Here is a 16,605-nt window from a genome sequence, read left to right as displayed (position 1 = left end):
TTGCAGTGTTTCAAGAATTCTAGCGTTCAGCGATCTCGGCGGCGGCTTCCATGTAGGACAACGCGCCGCTCGAAGAAGGATCATAGGTCATGACGGTCTGCTGATAGCTCGGCGCTTCAGAGATGCGTACCGAACGGGGAACCACAGCGCTCAGAACCTGCTCAGGGAAATGCTGCCGAACCTCGGAGGCTACCTGTGCGGCCAGGTTGGTCCGGCCGTCATACATCGTCAGGAGAATGGTCGAAACCACCAAGTCAGCATTGAGGTGCTTCTGGATCATCTCGATATTCTTCAGCAGCTGGCTCAAGCCTTCCAGGGCGTAGTACTCGCACTGGATGGGAATCAGGACCTCGCTGGCGGCGCAGAACGCATTGACAGTCAATAGACCCAGGCTGGGCGGGCAGTCGATAAAGATGAAGTCCAAACGTCCCTCACCGTTCTTCTCCCGCTCTTTGGAGTAGACGTCAATGGCGCGACGAAGCCTCTGTTCCCGGGCCACCAATGAAACCAACTCGATTTCCGCGCCGGCCAAGTGGATGGTCGCAGGAGCGCAGATGAGGTTGGGAATGTCAGGGCAAGGAGCCACTACGTCTTTCAACGGAAGATCGTTGATCAGGACGTCGTAGATGCTGTCCACGTCTGCGTGATGCTCAATGCCCAAGGCCGTAGAGGCATTTCCCTGGGGATCGATGTCAATGACCAGGACGTTGAGACCGGCAGACGCCAGGGCAGCCGCAATGTTGACGGTGGTGGTCGTCTTGCCAACGCCACCCTTCTGATTGGAGACCGTGAAAATCCGGGTCCGATCAGGTTTCGGGAGTTCACGTCCGATCAGCCGCTCGCGTCGGCGCGTCTCGTTGGCCAGTTGGCGAGCGATGGGGCTCGAATCATCGATGGAGTCCATCACGTTGTGAACCTCATCCGTCAGCGTTTCACGTGAAACGGCAGCATTTTCAACTGAATTCGTTCGCACAATGGCGGATTGCAGTGACGCCGAGGGTGTGGCCATGGCCCGCGCGGACCCCAAGGACATAAAGGGGGGGATCCGTTGCGTGGAGGTTTCGCTACTGCCCACTGGTCACACTCTCACTCTCATTCGGCGCTTGCTGCCGTTCTCTAGCCTAACTGCTCAGCCGCCGACACGCGGGAAACCGAGCGGAGACTAGCCCGTCTTTCCGGGCTTGTTGACGATGATCCTCACCACGGTGGTGGGTTCCTCCAAAAGCTCCTGTCCACAAACCACAACGGACGTTTCCACGCCGCCAAGTTTACGGATGACCTTCTTGGCCTTCTCAATTTCTTCGGCAGCGCTGCGACCCTTGATCGCCACAACCTCCCCCTTGCCATTCAGCAGGGGGATGGTCAGGCCAGCCAGGTTGGAAAGAGCCGAAACTGCGCGTGCCGTAACGACGTCTGCGTCCACCAATCCCACAGCCAGTTCAGCGCGGGTTCGCATGATGGTCACATTGTCCAGGCCAAGGTCGTCCACGACTTCCTGAAGCCAGATGACTCGACGCTCAAGAGGTTCAATCAAAGTCAACTCAAGGTCTGGACGGGCAATTGCAAGGCACAGGCCAGGAAGTCCGGCACCGGACCCAACGTCTGCCACATGGCTGTCCATGGCAATGGCTGACTCGATGACTGCACAGTTCAGAACGTGGCGGCTCCACAAGCGGGGGATCTCACGAGGACCGATCAGCCCGCGCTCGGTCCCGGACGTAGCCAGATGTTCTACATAGCGCTTGGCGAGATCCAGGCGCTCCCCAAAGATCTTCTCTGCCGCCTGCAGTTCAGTTGCGGTAACTTCAACCATGAGCCGCTAGTCAGCCGAGACCACGATGTGGCGGCCAGCGCCCTCGCCCTCGGATTCGGAGACGAATCCGAGATCAGCGACGGCGTCGTGAACGATCTTGCGCTCATAGGCGCTCATCGGCTCCAGTGCAACGGTCCCACCGGATTCCTTGACCTTGGCAACGGCGTCTTCTGCGATCTGCTGAAGGACGCCGGCACGTTCCTTGCGGTATCCGTTGATGTCCAACACCAAACGGGACCGGCTTTCAGTTGCGGAAAGGACCGACAGTCGGGTCAGCTCCTGCAAGGCTTCGAGGACTTCGCCGTCGCGACCTACGAGGCTATCCAAGGCGGCGGATTCCTCATCAGTTCCGATGGAGATGTAGGTACGACCGTTACGGACCTCAATGTCAATGTCGCCATCAATGTCAGCGATATCAAGGAGTTCCTCGAGGTAGTCGGCAGCAATGTCGCCTTCCTCTTCGAGGCGGCTGGCCGTCTTGGACAGCGACTCTTCCTGCGTGTCGTCCTGTTCCTCAGTCGCGGCGGCAGTTACATCTTCAGTGCTCTCAGCAGACATTACTTCTTCTTCCTGTTCTTACGTTGTGGCTGGACGCGCTGGGCCCTGATCTCGGCCGCAGCAGCGGCGGCGGCAGCCTCGGCGTCGTCGTCGTCCTTCTTCTTGCCACCCAGCAGCGGCGGCAGGCCCTTCGCGGCGCGGCGCTCTTCCAGTGCCCTCGCGGCAGGCGAGCCCGGAGTGGGCATGCGGCGAATAACGAAGAATTGCTGTCCCATGGTCCAGAGGTTGGTGGTGGTCCAGTAGATCAGGACACCGATGGGGAAGTTGATACCACCGATACCGAACACGAGCGGCAGGATGTAGAGCATCATCTTCTGCTGGCGCATGAACGGGCTGGCCAATGCTTCTTCGGACATGTTCTTGGCCATGATCTGCTTCTGCGTAATGAACTGCGACGCAGTCATGGCAAGAATCATGATGATGGACAGGGTCCAGACGGCAACTTCACTGCCGGGCGCACCGCCATGAAGCAAGGATGCGGAGAGTGGCGCACCAAAGATGCTCGACTGATCGAACTCGATGACCTGATCGTGGCTCAGCGCACCGATGCCTTCGCCGGCGTTCTTGGCGGTCGAGATACCAGACAGCACCTGGAACAGCGCGAAGAAGAACGGCATCTGGATCAGCATGGGCAAACATGCGGAGAACGGGTTGGTACCGTGCTTCTTGTACAAGGCCATCTGCTCCTGCGCCATTGCCTGGCGGGAGAGCTGATCAGTCTTGCCCTTGTATTTGGTCTGCAGCTTCTTCAAGTCAGGCTGCAGCAGCTGCATTCCGCGCTGGGCCTTGATCTGCTTGACGAAGACGGGAATCAGGGCGGCACGGATCACCAGCACGAGGCCGATGATCGACAGCGTCCAGGTCCAGCCGTTGGCGGCGGGCAGCCCGATGAAGCTCAGTCCGTCGTGGAAGCCAACCATGATGATTGACACCAGCCACTTGAACGGAAACATGATTGTTCCAAAGAAGTCCATACGATATCCCTATTCGTTAGGCCGCAGTGCGGCCTTCTTCATCAGCCTGAGCAGCCAGGAACTGGTCCGGATTGTTCAGTACAACAATTGTGGGCGTCTGGCCTTCAGGCCAATGACGATGGCCGGCGGGGACATGGTCCACTCCGCCAGCATTCCAAGGATGGCATTTGGCGAGCCTCTTGGCTGCGAGCCAGCTACCCTTCATGGCGCCGTGCACCGTCACTGCTTCCAGGGCATACGCCGAGCAGGACGGAAAGAACCGGCAAACCTGGCCGTACAGGGGTGAAACGACCTTGCGGTACGTCTTCAGCAGGAGAATGAGAATATTCCGAGGCAGCTCCCAGATGAACTTGCCCACCGCCGCCCACGGGTTCCCGTGGGGAACCTTGCCGGTGGGGTTGCTTAAACCAGAGGGGTCACCTGAGGAAGGAACGACGGCGGTGCTTATGTCATGCACGCGGTGTCCCTTCCCTTGTGGTGCCGTTGTGTTCTGGCGAAGCGCTGCGTGGAACTGATCCACCCAGTCGCTTCGTCGTTACTGCCAGTGCGGCGTTGTAATCCGAAAGCAGTTGCTCCCAGCTGGCAGATGCAGCTGAGGGCAGTGCCCGGACCACGACCGCCAGGCCCGTTCCATGCGTGTGCAAGGACAGTGCGCCTGCTTCTCTCAGTCTCCTCTTAACGAGGTTCCTGGTCACGGCGTTCCCGACGGCTTTGGAGACAATGAAGCCGATTCGACTCGGCTCCGCGGCCCCAATAGGGGCCGTATATAACACTAAGTTCCGGCGTCCATTGCGGACGCCGGAACGTACAGTTGTTGAAAAGTCGGTAGACGTCCGCAGACGGTTTGGGGTGGCTAGCACCGTCGAACCCGCAAAAAGACCCTGACCGACAAGTCAGTTATTTACGCCGACAGTTCGACGCGGCCCTTGCCGCGACGTGCAGCCAGGATGGCGCGGCCGGCACGGGTGCGCATACGAAGGCGGAAGCCGTGCTTCTTGGCCCGACGGCGGTTATTCGGCTGAAAAGTCCGCTTGCTCACGTTAGTTACTCCAGTGGATCAAAGGTGCGCCCACCCGATCAAAAGGGGAAGAACTGGCCGACGCTAAGTTTTGTATGTGCCTGCCGCCGTTGCCTGCCGCACGATAAACGTACGTCGATGCAACTGATCACAAAAGCGGACACAGAGGACTTCACAACGTTAGGGCAAAAAGGCACCCTCAGTCAAACCGGAAGCCATTCCCACAGCTATCCACAGTTGTGTCAAGGAACGCTGCACAGCCTGTGGATGAAGTGGCTCACAAGGCCCAAATCAGAACCACAACGGTGTAATTATCCACAAGCAACTTCCCAGCTATCTTCTAGCGATTCCATCCCCTAGAGTGGCTCAGTAGCCCATTGTCCACCCGCTGTGCATAACTCTGTGGATTAACCCCGGAAACATCGCCAGTCGGAGACACTTCGGCTGCCAGCAACGCCGGCAAGCAAGTATTTAGGAACTGATTGATGACAGTAGACGAAGCCAACCACGCCAATACTGTCGGAAGTTCCTGGCGCAGGGTGCTGAGCCTTCTCGAACAAGACGACCGGGTCACACCCCGCCAGCGCGGTTTCGTCATCCTCGCCCAGGCCCAAGGCCTCATCGGCTCCACGCTATTGGTCGCCGTTCCCAACGAGCTCACCCGCGAAGTCCTGCAGACCCAGGTCAAGGACGCACTTGACGATGCCCTGCGCGGCGTTTTTTCCGATGACATCCGTTGCGCGATCGACGTTGACACCGATCTTGTGCCCATCCACGAAGAGCCGGAACCCGCCGTCGAGCTTTCCGCGATGCCGGACCTGGCCGCAGAGCCGAAGCCTCAGCCGACACCGCCCAGCACCTCACATGAATTCGGCCGGCTGAACCCGAAGTACATCTTCGACACCTTCGTGATCGGTTCCTCCAACCGCTTTGCCCACGCGGCCGCCGTTGCAGTAGCCGAAGCACCTGCCAAGGCCTACAACCCGTTGTTCATCTACGGCGACTCCGGACTCGGCAAGACGCACCTTCTTCACGCGATCGGACACTACGCCCGACGCCTGTACAGCGGAATTCGCGTACGCTACGTCAACTCCGAAGAGTTCACCAATGACTTCATCAACTCGATCCGCGATGACGAAGGCACCAGCTTCAAGACCACTTATCGAAACGTGGATGTGCTGCTGATCGACGACATCCAGTTCCTGGCGGGCAAAGACCGGACCCAGGAGGAGTTCTTCCACACATTCAACGCCCTGCACAACGCCAACAAGCAGGTGGTCATTACCTCCGACCAGCCTCCCAAGATGTTGGCGGGCTTCGAGGACCGGATGACCTCCCGTTTCGAGTGGGGCCTCCTGACGGACATCCAGCCGCCGGAACTGGAAACACGCATTGCCATCCTCCGCAAGAAGGGCCTCAGCGAAGGATTGTCTGCACCGGACGACGCCCTGGAGTACATCGCTTCCAAGATCTCCAGCAACATCCGGGAACTTGAAGGTGCCTTGATCCGCGTCACCGCCTTTGCCAGCCTGAACCGTCAGCCTGTGGACGTGGCTCTGGCCGAGATGGTCCTCAAGGACCTCATCACTGACGACGGCGCCCAGGAGATCACCGCAAAGCAGATCCTGGACCAGACCGCTGACTACTTCAAGCTCAGCATGGAAGAGCTTTGCAGCAAGTCCCGTACGCGCACGCTCGTCACGGCGCGACAGATCGCCATGTACCTCTGCCGCGAGCTCACTGACATGTCCTTGCCGAAGATCGGGCAGGAACTTGGCGGACGCGACCACACCACTGTGATCCACGCCGACCGCAAGATCCGTGAGCTGATGGCCGAGCGTCGTGTGATTTACAACCAGGTCACTGAACTCACTAACCGCATCAAACAGCAGCAGCGCGACTCCTGAATCCACATTCCTCCGCGCACTACATACCTTATTAACAGGTGCGTGTGGATAACCCTGTGGATACTTAAGGGGACAAGCGCGGTTAATGGGCTTAAAACCCTTAAGGCATCTGTGGATCGTTAAAAACCGGGTTGGGAGTTGTCCCCATCCACACCCTGTTTAAAACCCAGTTAACGCACAGTCCATGAACAGGGCTTAACCCCGAAACTGCGCGGCCAGACCCGGTTATCCACAGTTTCCACAGCAGTTATTAACACTACGAATCCCAAAAAATTGAAATCCCTCAAATAACAATCTCGTTCTGCCCCACACCAAGGCCTGCCGAACAGCCAGGCCAAGGCCAGCCTGCGGCTGTCCACATACGAGAGGTGAGTGCTGCCGGGGATGGGTTAATCGCGGATCTTCCGGCTAAGCTGTCAGCAGCGCTCCCATCCTTGGGTCTGTTTGTAGTTCGCTTGAGTGCGGACCATGCAGGTTCCGGTATCGGACAGCAAAGGTTTGGCGGGTTCCAAGCAGGAATTCGCAGCTACTACTTGGCAGCAGCAATGAAAGGCGGCACCCTTCCGTGAAGTTCAGAGTCGACCGCGACGTCCTGGCAGAAGCCGTTACGTGGACCGCGCGGTCGTTGTCTCCGCGGCCGCCCGTACCTGTGCTTTCCGGTCTCCTCCTCAAAGCCGAGGCTGGAACCGTAAGCCTCTCGAGCTTTGACTACGAGACTTCCGCCCGCCTCGAGATCCCTGCGGATATCGCTACGGAAGGCACTATTTTGGTGTCCGGCCGTCTCTTGGCAGACATTTGCCGCAGCCTGCCTTCGGCTCCAGTGGAAGTTGAGACCGACGGCAGCAAAGTCACTCTCACCTGCCGCCGAAGCAGTTTCCACCTGGCTACGATGCCTGAAACTGAGTACCCGGCTCTTCCGGCATTGCCGGCCATCAGTGGCACTTTGCCAGGTGACGCGTTCGCGCAGGCTGTTTCCCAGGTGATCATCGCCGCCAGCAAGGACGACACCCTGCCGATCCTCACCGGCGTGCGCATGGAAATCGAGGATGACATGATCACCCTCCTGGCCACCGACCGCTACCGCCTCGCGATGCGCGAAGTCCCGTGGAAGCCTGTCACTCCGGGCATTTCCACCAGCGCGCTGGTCAAGTCGAAGACCCTGAACGAGGTGGCAAAGACCCTCGGTGGCAGTGGCGACATCAACCTTGCCCTCGCTGACGACGACAGCCGCCTGATCGGCTTCGAAAGCGGAGGCCGTACCACCACATCCCTGCTGGTGGATGGCGACTACCCAAAAATCCGCTCGCTCTTCCCGGATTCCACCCCCATCCACGCAACGGTCCAAACACAGGAACTCGTTGAAGCAGTGCGTCGTGTCTCGCTTGTGGCTGAGCGCAACACACCGGTCCGCCTGGCCTTCAGCCAGGGTCTGCTGAACCTCGACGCCGGTACCGGTGAAGATGCTCAGGCGTCTGAGGAACTGGAAGCCCAGCTTTCCGGCGAAGACATCACCGTCGCATTCAATCCGCACTACCTCGTTGAAGGCCTGAGCGTCATCGAGACCAAATACGTTCGGTTCTCCTTCACCACTGCTCCCAAACCGGCCATGATCACGGCCCAGGCTGAAGCTGATGGCGATGACCAGGACGATTACCGCTACCTCGTGATGCCGGTTCGCCTGCCAAACTAGCGATCCGCCACATATCCACTAGCGCAGAAAAGAGTTCATCCCGTGCACATCGGACTGATCGGCCTCGGAAAAATGGGTTTCAACATGCGGGAGCGCATGCGGAATGGCGGCATTGAGGTAACTGGATTTGACCGGAATCCCGACGTTACGGACGTCGCTTCCGTCGACGAACTCATAGCTGCCCTGCCCTCTCCGAGGCTCGTATGGGTCATGGTTCCATCCGGCGAGATCACAGATGCTGTCATCACCGAACTCAGCGAAAAGCTCAGCCCCGGTGATTTAGTGATCGATGGCGGGAACTCACGTTTCACCGAGGACCAGAAGCACGCTGCAGCACTTGCAGAGAAGGGCATCCGCTTCGCCGACTGCGGTGTATCCGGTGGCGTATGGGGATTGCAGAACGGCTACGGACTGATGGCCGGGGGCGCTGACGAAGACATCGAACTGGCGTTGCCCGTTTTCGATGCCCTGCGTCCCGAGGGAGAACGGGCAGACAGCTTCGTCCATGTCGGCGGAGTGGGTGCAGGCCATTACGCCAAAATGGTGCACAACGGTATCGAGTATGGACTGATGCAGGCATATGCCGAAGGTTATGAATTGCTGGCAGCCAAGGACATCGTGAAGGACCTTCCAGGAACCTTCCGAGCCTGGCAAAAAGGAACCGTCGTTCGTTCCTGGCTCCTGGATCTCATGGTCAAAGCACTCGACGAAGATCCGGGACTGGCCTCGATCGACGACTACGTTGAGGACTCCGGCGAGGGCCGTTGGACGGTGGAGGAAGCGATCGCCAATGCTGTGCCGGCGCCTGCCATCACCGCAGCACTCTTTGCCAGGTTCGCTTCCCGCGAAGACAACTCGCCGGCTATGAGGATGGTTTCCGCGCTGCGCCACCAGTTCGGCGGACACGCCACCCGTCCTTCCAACTAGGCTGCAGGAGTCCAGCAAACGGCGTGTACCTCGAACATCTTTCGCTAACCGATTTCCGGAGCTACGCCCAAGTTGACTTGAAGCTTGGTCCCGGGGTTACTGTCCTGGTGGGTTCCAATGGGATCGGCAAAACCAACCTCATGGAAGCCATCGGATATTTGGCAACCCTGAGCTCGCACCGAGTCAGCACCGATGCTCCACTTCTTCGCTTCGGCGCGGAACGTGCAATGATCAGGGCCAAGTTGGTCCGTGGCGAGCAGTCCACTGTTATCGAGTTGGAAATCAACGCGGGTCGTGCGAACCGTGGCCGGATTAATCGCGGAAACCCAGTTCGTGCCAGGGACATCTTGGGCATTTGCCAGACGGTCCTCTTCGCGCCGGAGGATTTGGCCTTGGTAAAGGGCGATCCTTCCAACCGCAGACGCTTCCTTGACGAGCTCCTGGTCAGCCTGATTCCGCGCCATGCTGCCACCCGCAGCGACTACGACAGAGTGTTGAAGCAACGCAACGCCCTGCTGAAATCCGCGCGAACGGGCAAATTTACCGCAGGCCACGAGGCCACGCTGGATGTTTGGGACCAGCATATGGCCCGCGCCGGTGCCGAACTCCTGCATGCGCGGCTCGAACTTGTGGAACGGCTCCGCCCTCATCTGAACAGTGCCTACGCGCAGCTCACTGACGGTTCAAAAGATGCCGGCGCGGTGTACCGCTCAACCATCCAGGGCGTACTCGACGACGACGGCGGGCCGGCCGATCGCCCAACGGAACCTTCGGCGTCGGGCGAGGACCTCAGGCTGTTGTCGGTGGATCAACTCACCGACCGCTACGTCCAGGCTTTCGCCGCATCCCGCAAGAAGGAACTGGAGCGGGGCATCTCCCTGGTGGGCCCGCACCGGGACGAATTGGAGCTCGTGCTCGGTCAAGCACCGGCCAAGGGCTACGCTTCGCACGGTGAAACGTGGTCCATGTGCTTGTCACTGCGCCTCGCTTCCTACTACGTCATGCTGGATGATGCCCGCACCGGCGGTACCGCGCCGATCCTCATACTTGACGATGTCTTTGCAGAACTCGATGTCCAGCGCCGGCGTAAACTGGCAGCAATAGTGGCCGGCGCCGAACAGGTACTGGTCACGGCCGCCGTCATCGCCGATATTCCCGAGGAGCTGGCCGGGCGGCGCATAACCGTTGTTCCGGGAGGCATCGATGGTGAAGGATAGCCACGACGGACTTCAACCCGGCCGCGATCCGGACGAAATCGATGCTGCCCAAGCCGCGCTGAATCGGATGCGGGAGGCCGCAGCGGCTCGAGGCGAAGTCCGGCAGCGGGCGCCCCGGCCCGGATCCGCGGCAAAACGCAAGGGCCTTCGCGACACCAGGGGTTTTACCCAGTTTCATGGGACCGGACGTGACCCGCTGGGCTTGGGGAAAGTCGTTGGCCGGTTGGTGGCAGAACGTGGTTGGACGTCTCCCGTGGCCGTTGGCTCGGTCATGGCCGAGTGGGAAACGTTGGTAGGCGCGGACATTTCTGCACACTGCACGCCGGAAAGCTTTACTGACACCACACTTCATGTCCGTTGCGACTCCACGGCATGGGCAACCCAACTGCGGTTACTGAGTACGAGCCTGCTGGAGATGTTCCGGAATGAACTGGGGGAAGGCGTGGTGACCAGCATCCACGTGCTGGGTCCGTCTGCGCCAAGTTGGCGGAAAGGTGGGCGCAGCGTCAACGGTCGGGGACCCCGGGACACGTACGGCTGAACGGCGTGCAGGGCGATTCAACGCCCCCGAGTCGTATAGGCCCCCATCAGGACCACCGTAGGGCCATTTCAGATAGGGCCAGTGGCCTCCCATAGGCATATTCAGCTCTCGGCTGCCCCCGTATTTGCAAGGATTCCCGCATTTCCACGATAGAATTGGCGTAGATCACTGAGCGCCGGTGAAACGTCGTCGGGGTCCTGGAAGCACTTTCATGGTTTCCAGGACCCTCTTCGTCGGAGTAAACGGCGCAATCAGTCACGTGTTCGTTGAAGGACTCGGTTTGCCGCGGCCTTCAACGGGAACGGCCGTCATCGAATACAGAGGAGTCGAAAGCGCCTGTGGCTAACGACAATGCAGAGACCTTGGCAGTAGAGCCCGAAGAGGACACTGTTCCTAAGCCTGACACGCCCGCGGAAACCCCCAGGGAGTACGGTGCCAGCGATATCACCGTTCTTGAAGGCCTCGAAGCAGTACGCAAGCGCCCCGGCATGTACATCGGTTCTACCGGTCCCCGCGGTTTGCACCACTTGGTTTATGAAGTGGTGGACAACTCTGTAGATGAAGCTCTGGCCGGCTTCTGCAGCCACATTGAAGTCACGCTCCGCGCAGACGGAGGTGTCCAGGTTGTTGACGACGGCCGTGGCATCCCTGTTGACATCCACCCCACCGAGGGCAAGCCCACCGTCGAAGTCGTGATGACCATCTTGCACGCCGGCGGTAAGTTTGGCGGCGGCGGTTACGCGGTTTCCGGTGGTCTCCACGGCGTGGGTATCTCCGTGGTGAACGCACTGTCCCGCCGGGTGAACACGGAAGTCCGGCGCCAGGGCCACGTATGGCGTATGTCATTCGCCGACGGCGGCAAGCCCCAAGGCGGACTCGTCAAGGGAGAAGAGACGGACCAAACAGGGACGTCACAGACGTTCTACCCTGATGGCACCATCTTCGAGAGCACCGAATTCGACTTCGAGACGCTTCGTGCGCGCTTCCAGCAGATGGCCTTCCTCAACAAGGGCTTGCGGATCACCCTGACTGACGAACGTCCCGCCGCCCGGGAAGGCGAGGACGATCTGGATCTCGACGCCGTCGCTACCGAAGGCGAAGTCGCTGCCGAGCACCGCACGGTGGTCTACGAGTACCCGGACGGCTTGTTGGACTACGTCAAGCACCTGAACTCGAGCAAGAAGGTGGAGATCGTCCACGAGGACGTCATCGCGTTCGAAACTGAAGACACGGAGCGGCACATCGCCGTGGAGGTCGCCATGCAGTGGACAACCGCGTACTCCGAAAGCGTCCACACATACGCGAACACCATCAACACCCACGAGGGTGGAACCCACGAAGAAGGTTTCCGTGCCGCGATGACCTCGCTGATCAACCGCTACGCACGGGAGAAAAGCATCATCAAGGAAAAAGAAGACAACCTGACCGGTGATGACATCCGTGAAGGTCTGACGGCCGTCATCTCGGTCAAGCTGTCCGAGCCCCAGTTTGAAGGCCAGACCAAGACCAAACTGGGCAACTCAGAGGTCAAGGGCTTCGTCCAGCGCGTTGTCACGGACCAATTGGGCGACTGGCTGGAGCGCAACCCGGGTCCCGCCCGGGACGTCATCCGAAAGGCCATTTCCGCTGCGCAGGCACGTATGGCTGCCCGCAAAGCGCGCGATAATGCCCGACGCAAGAGTCCGCTGGAATCCTTCGGCATGCCCGGCAAGTTGTCCGACTGCTCTTCCAAGGATCCTTCGCGCTGCGAGGTCTACCTGGTGGAGGGTGACTCCGCAGGTGGCTCGGCCAAGCGGGGACGCAACCCGGAAACTCAAGCCATCCTGCCCCTGCGAGGCAAGATCCTTAACGTGGAACGTGCGCGCCTGGACAAGGCACTCGGTAATACCGAAGTCCAGTCCATGATTACGGCCTTCGGCACCGGCATTGGCGAAGATTTCGATATCGCCAAGCTGCGCTATCACAAGATCGTCTTGATGGCGGATGCAGATGTCGACGGCCAGCACATCACCACGCTGTTGATGACGCTGCTGTTCCGCTACATGCGCCCGCTGATCGAGAACGGGTACGTCTACCTTGCGCAGCCGCCGCTGTACCGCATCAAGTGGTCAAATGCCGCCCACGATTATGTCTTTAGCGATCGCGAACGGGACGACACCATCCGTAAGGGTGCGGCCATGAACAAGCGCCTTCCCAAGGACAACGGCATCCAGCGCTACAAAGGTCTCGGAGAAATGGACTACACCGAGTTGTGGGACACCACCATGGATCCGGACCGCCGCACTCTTTTGCAGGTCACCATGGACGATGCCCTGGCTGCCGATCAGACCTTCTCGGTACTGATGGGCGAAGACGTGGAATCGCGCCGTAACTTCATCCAGCAGAACGCCAAGGACGTCAGGTTCCTGGATATCTAGTGCCTTACAAGGCGATAGATATTCCAGAGCTGACATATACCTGAAACGGAAAACTTAGATTATGAGTGACGAAACTCCCGAAGTCCCGGCGGAACCCACTGTCGATGACGTCATCCTTGAAGGCGATGTGCTGACTGACCGCGTGGAGCAGGTGGACCTGCAGACTGAAATGCAGCGCTCCTACCTGGACTACGCCATGGCCGTTATCGTAGGACGCGCCCTCCCGGACGTCCGCGACGGCCTCAAGCCGGTGCACCGCCGCGTTTTGTACGCGATGTTCGACGGCGGCTACCGTCCTGACCGCTCTTTCAACAAGTGCGCCCGTGTTGTGGGTGACGTCATGGGTACCTATCACCCCCACGGTGACATGGCGATCTACGACGCCCTGGTCCGCCTGATCCAGGACTGGACCATGCGTTACCCGCTGGCCCTGGGCCAAGGCAACTTCGGTTCCCCCGGCAACGATGGCGCTGCTGCTCCCCGTTATACCGAAACCAAGATGGCCCAACTGGCCATGGAAATGGTCCGAGACATCGACGAAGAAACCGTCGACTTCCAGGACAACTACGACGGCAAGAACCAGGAACCCACCATCCTGCCGGCGCGTTTTCCGAACCTGCTGGTGAATGGTTCCTCTGGTATCGCGGTGGGCATGGCTACCAACATTCCGCCGCACAACCTGCGCGAGGTTGCCGAGGGCGTGCAGTGGGCCCTCGACAACCCCACCGCCTCACGTGAGGAACTCCTTGAGGCGCTTCTCCAGCGGATCAAGGGACCGGACTTCCCCACAGGTGCAACCATCCTTGGCCACAAGGGCATCGAGGACGCCTACCGTACCGGTCGTGGCTCCATCACCATGCGCGCCGTGGTCAACGTGGAAGAACTCCAGGGCCGCACCTGCCTGGTGGTCACCGAACTGCCTTACCAGGCCAACCCGGACAACCTGGCCATCAAGATCGCCGAACTGGTCAAGGACGGCAAGATCCAAGGCATCGCGGACCTCCGCGATGAAACTTCGGGCCGTACCGGCCAGCGACTCGTGATCGTGCTGAAGCGCGATGCTGTGGCCAAGGTTGTCCTGAACAACCTGTACAAGCACACCCAGCTTCAGGACAACTTCTCAGCGAACATGCTGGCAATCGTCGACGGCGTTCCCCGCACCTTGAGCCTGGACGCCTTTATCCGGCACTGGGTGACCCACCAGATGGACGTCATCGCCCGCCGGACGCGTTACCGCTTGCGCAAGGCTGAGGAAGAAGCGCACATCCTGCGTGCACTCCTCAAGGCGCTGGACATGCTGGATGAGGTCATCGCCCTCATCCGCGCATCGAACACCACCGAGGCAGCCCGCGAGGGACTCATGGAGCTCTTGGAGATCGATGAACTCCAGGCCCGAGCCATCCTGGACATGCAGCTTCGCCGTTTGGCCGCCCTGGAACGCCAAAAGATCCAGGACCGCCACGCCGAACTCGAAGCCATGATCGCGGAGTACAACGCGATTCTGGCCTCGGAAGAGCGCCAGCGCCAGATCATCAGCGAGGAACTCGCAGAGATTGTGGCCAAGCATGGCGATGACCGCCGTACGCACATCCTCATGGGCTTCGACGGCGACATGTCCATGGAGGACCTGATCCCCGAAGAGGAAATGGTTGTCACCATTACCCGTGGTGGTTACGTCAAGCGCACCCGAAGTGACAACTACCGCTCCCAGCAACGCGGCGGGAAGGGTATCAAGGGTGCCCAATTGCGCGGCGACGACGTCGTTGAGCACTTCTTTGTGACTACCACGCACCACTGGCTGTTGTTCTTCACCAACCTCGGCCGTGTGTACCGTGCCAAGGCATACGAACTGGCAGAAGCGGGACGTGACGCCAAGGGACAGCACGTTGCAAATCTGTTGGCATTCCAGCCCGACGAGCACATCGCACAGGTCCTGGATCTCCGCGATTACCAGCAAGCCCCCTACTTGGTTCTCGCAACAAAGAACGGTTTGGTCAAGAAGACCAGGCTTGAGGACTATGACACCAACCGCACGGCTGGTGTTATCGCCATCAACCTGCGCGACGGTGACGAGCTGGTCTCTGCACAATTGGTCAGTGAGACCGATGACCTCCTGCTGGTGTCACGCAAGGGCCAGTCGATCCGTTTCACCGCCACGGATGATGCACTTCGTCCGATGGGCCGGGCAACGTCCGGTGTGACGGGTATGAAGTTCCGTGAAGATGACGAACTGCTGGCCGCAGATGTGGTCCAGGACGGCTCCTTCGTGTTCATCGTGACTGAGGGTGGCTACGCCAAGCGGACAGCCGTGGATGAGTACCGCCTGCAGGGCCGTGGCGGCCTTGGCATCAAGGTGGCGAAGCTCGCGGAGGATCGCGGTGACCTTGTAGGCGCCTTGATTGTGCAGGAAGAAGACGAAGTCCTCGTGGTCATGGAGGGCGGCAAGGTGGTCCGCTCTGCCGTGAGTGGCGTCCCCGCAAAGGGCCGTGACACCATGGGCGTCATCTTTGCCAAGCCGGACAAGAATGACCGCATTATTGAGGTCGCCCGCAACAGCGAACGCGGTTTGGAAGGCGAAGAGTCCGGGGACGGACAGGACGATGACGTAACGTTGGCTGCAGAAGACGGAGCCACTGAGGCGACCGTCACGTCAGAAACGGAAAACGACGCGGACCCGGATACAGAATCGGGCGCGGAGCTGAACGAAGACAACACCGGAGGTAACGAGTGAGTAATTCCGACTCATATCCCAAGCCGAGCACAGGTGTCCCCGGCGGACTCCGGCAGCCCTCGGGCAGCCCGCAGGCAGGAGCGCCTGCAAGGCCCCAGCAACGCCCTGGAGCCGGTTCCGCCGGCGCCGGAGCTACCGGGGCCCGGCCGGCAACGACCACCAATTCGGCCCAGCGGCCAGCAGGAGCTCCTGGACAACGCCCGGCCTCTGCCGGGCAACGCCCCGCCGGAGCGCCTGGCCAGCGGCCCGCACAACCCGGGCAGCGTCCAACTGGTGCGCCCGGTCAACGCCCCACCCAGGGAAGCCCGGGACTTGTAAAGCCGGCCCCCAAGGCGAAGGTGCGCCGTGCGCGCCTCCTGGTAAGCAAGGTCGACCCCTGGTCAGTACTGAAGATGGCGTTCCTGCTGTCTGTGGCGCTGGGCATCGTCACCGTTGTCGCCGCCATCGTGCTGTGGACCGTGTTGGATCTCACAGGTATCTTCAACCAGGTGGACAGCCTGCTGGGGACTTTGGCAGGTTCTGAAGGCAGTGGTTTCGAGTTGAAGAAGATTGCTTCGCTCGGTCAGGTGGCTTCCTTCGCGACGATTATTGCCGTGGTGAACGTAGTTCTGCTGACCGCCCTGTCGATGCTCTCTGCCGTGCTTTATAACATTTCGGCAACGTTGGTTGGCGGCATTGGCGTCACGCTGACGGACGACTAGCAAAAAACCGCGGATTCACGCCGAAAACGGTGAGATTCAGCGGTCAGAATGCCTCGATTTGAGATCGGGTCGGGATGTGCTGTACAGTCATATCTCGGCCCGATGAGGCAT

14 protein-coding genes and 1 pseudogene are annotated in these 16,605 nt (G+C 59.9%); 8 read left to right on the top strand and 7 right to left on the bottom strand.

The genetic code is table 11. The annotated features are described in order from the left end of the window. Positions 1-19 precede the first annotated feature (19 nt). The 7 genes from ACFX4T_RS05650 to rpmH all read right to left on the bottom strand — a co-directional run bounded on the left by ACFX4T_RS05650 (position 20) and on the right by rpmH (position 4,384). Complete coding sequence (locus ACFX4T_RS05650) at positions 20-1,033, bottom strand: ParA family protein (RefSeq protein ID WP_254186270.1); 1,014 nt, start codon at positions 1,031-1,033, stop codon at positions 20-22. A gap of 129 nt (positions 1,034-1,162) precedes the next feature. Beyond that, the gene (rsmG, locus tag ACFX4T_RS05645) at positions 1,163-1,813 is read right to left on the bottom strand and encodes a 16S rRNA (guanine(527)-N(7))-methyltransferase RsmG (protein WP_377651073.1); all 651 of its coding nucleotides are present in this window, start codon (positions 1,811-1,813) and stop codon (positions 1,163-1,165) included. 6 nt (positions 1,814-1,819) lie between these two features. Beyond that, positions 1,820-2,371 carry a R3H domain-containing nucleic acid-binding protein gene (locus ACFX4T_RS05640; protein ID WP_216924404.1) on the bottom strand — a complete coding sequence of 184 codons (552 nt, stop codon included), beginning with the start codon at positions 2,369-2,371 and terminating at the stop codon, positions 1,820-1,822. Then, positions 2,371-3,345, bottom strand: coding sequence for a membrane protein insertase YidC (yidC, locus tag ACFX4T_RS05635; protein WP_377651072.1), 975 nt, complete (start codon positions 3,343-3,345; stop codon positions 2,371-2,373). The genes ACFX4T_RS05640 and yidC overlap by 1 nt, the downstream gene beginning before the upstream one ends. A gap of 16 nt (positions 3,346-3,361) precedes the next feature. Then, entirely contained in the window at positions 3,362-3,703 is a 342-nt protein-coding gene (yidD, locus tag ACFX4T_RS05630; RefSeq protein ID WP_377651168.1) for a membrane protein insertion efficiency factor YidD, read from the bottom strand. Positions 3,704-3,794: 91 nt separating this feature from the next. Beyond that, the gene (gene rnpA, locus ACFX4T_RS05625; protein WP_377651071.1) at positions 3,795-4,205 is read right to left on the bottom strand and encodes a ribonuclease P protein component; all 411 of its coding nucleotides are present in this window, start codon (positions 4,203-4,205) and stop codon (positions 3,795-3,797) included. A gap of 41 nt (positions 4,206-4,246) precedes the next feature. After that, positions 4,247-4,384 carry a 50S ribosomal protein L34 gene (gene rpmH / locus ACFX4T_RS05620; protein ID WP_011776797.1) on the bottom strand — a complete coding sequence of 46 codons (138 nt, stop codon included), beginning with the start codon at positions 4,382-4,384 and terminating at the stop codon, positions 4,247-4,249. 464 nt (positions 4,385-4,848) lie between these two features. On the opposite strand from rpmH, the gene dnaA reads away from it, so the two are divergent. The 8 genes and pseudogenes from dnaA to ACFX4T_RS05580 all read left to right on the top strand — a co-directional run bounded on the left by dnaA (position 4,849) and on the right by ACFX4T_RS05580 (position 16,494). Then, positions 4,849-6,270 (top strand): chromosomal replication initiator protein DnaA, encoded by a 1,422-nt coding sequence (gene dnaA / locus ACFX4T_RS05615; RefSeq protein WP_216924396.1) that lies wholly within the window; start codon positions 4,849-4,851, stop codon positions 6,268-6,270. A 565-nt stretch (positions 6,271-6,835) separates the two neighbouring features. Next, positions 6,836-7,960 carry a DNA polymerase III subunit beta gene (dnaN, locus tag ACFX4T_RS05610; RefSeq protein ID WP_216924394.1) on the top strand — a complete coding sequence of 375 codons (1,125 nt, stop codon included), beginning with the start codon at positions 6,836-6,838 and terminating at the stop codon, positions 7,958-7,960. A gap of 15 nt (positions 7,961-7,975) precedes the next feature. Then, positions 7,976-8,887: pseudogene (gene gnd / locus ACFX4T_RS05605) on the top strand (phosphogluconate dehydrogenase (NAD(+)-dependent, decarboxylating)); the annotation flags it as partial. 23 nt (positions 8,888-8,910) lie between these two features. Continuing rightward, the gene (gene recF, locus ACFX4T_RS05600) at positions 8,911-10,104 is read left to right on the top strand and encodes a DNA replication/repair protein RecF (RefSeq protein ID WP_216924391.1); all 1,194 of its coding nucleotides are present in this window, start codon (positions 8,911-8,913) and stop codon (positions 10,102-10,104) included. Next, positions 10,091-10,645 carry a DUF721 domain-containing protein gene (locus ACFX4T_RS05595; protein WP_377651070.1) on the top strand — a complete coding sequence of 185 codons (555 nt, stop codon included), beginning with the start codon at positions 10,091-10,093 and terminating at the stop codon, positions 10,643-10,645. The genes recF and ACFX4T_RS05595 overlap by 14 nt, the downstream gene beginning before the upstream one ends. A gap of 338 nt (positions 10,646-10,983) precedes the next feature. After that, the gene (gene gyrB, locus ACFX4T_RS05590; protein WP_216924388.1) at positions 10,984-13,062 is read left to right on the top strand and encodes a DNA topoisomerase (ATP-hydrolyzing) subunit B; all 2,079 of its coding nucleotides are present in this window, start codon (positions 10,984-10,986) and stop codon (positions 13,060-13,062) included. A 61-nt stretch (positions 13,063-13,123) separates the two neighbouring features. Beyond that, positions 13,124-15,793 (top strand): DNA gyrase subunit A, encoded by a 2,670-nt coding sequence (gene gyrA, locus ACFX4T_RS05585; protein WP_377651069.1) that lies wholly within the window; start codon positions 13,124-13,126, stop codon positions 15,791-15,793. Further along, the gene (locus ACFX4T_RS05580) at positions 15,790-16,494 is read left to right on the top strand and encodes a DUF3566 domain-containing protein (protein WP_216924384.1); all 705 of its coding nucleotides are present in this window, start codon (positions 15,790-15,792) and stop codon (positions 16,492-16,494) included. Before gyrA ends, ACFX4T_RS05580 begins: the two co-directional genes overlap by 4 nt. Positions 16,495-16,605: the final 111 nt, after the last annotated feature.

Source organism: Paenarthrobacter sp. YIM B13468 (genome assembly GCF_042788025.1).
Lineage (GTDB): Bacteria > Actinomycetota > Actinomycetes > Actinomycetales > Micrococcaceae > Arthrobacter > Arthrobacter aromaticivorans.
The sequence above is the reverse complement of the archived record's forward strand: the minus strand, read 5'-3'. Positions and strand labels throughout refer to the sequence as shown.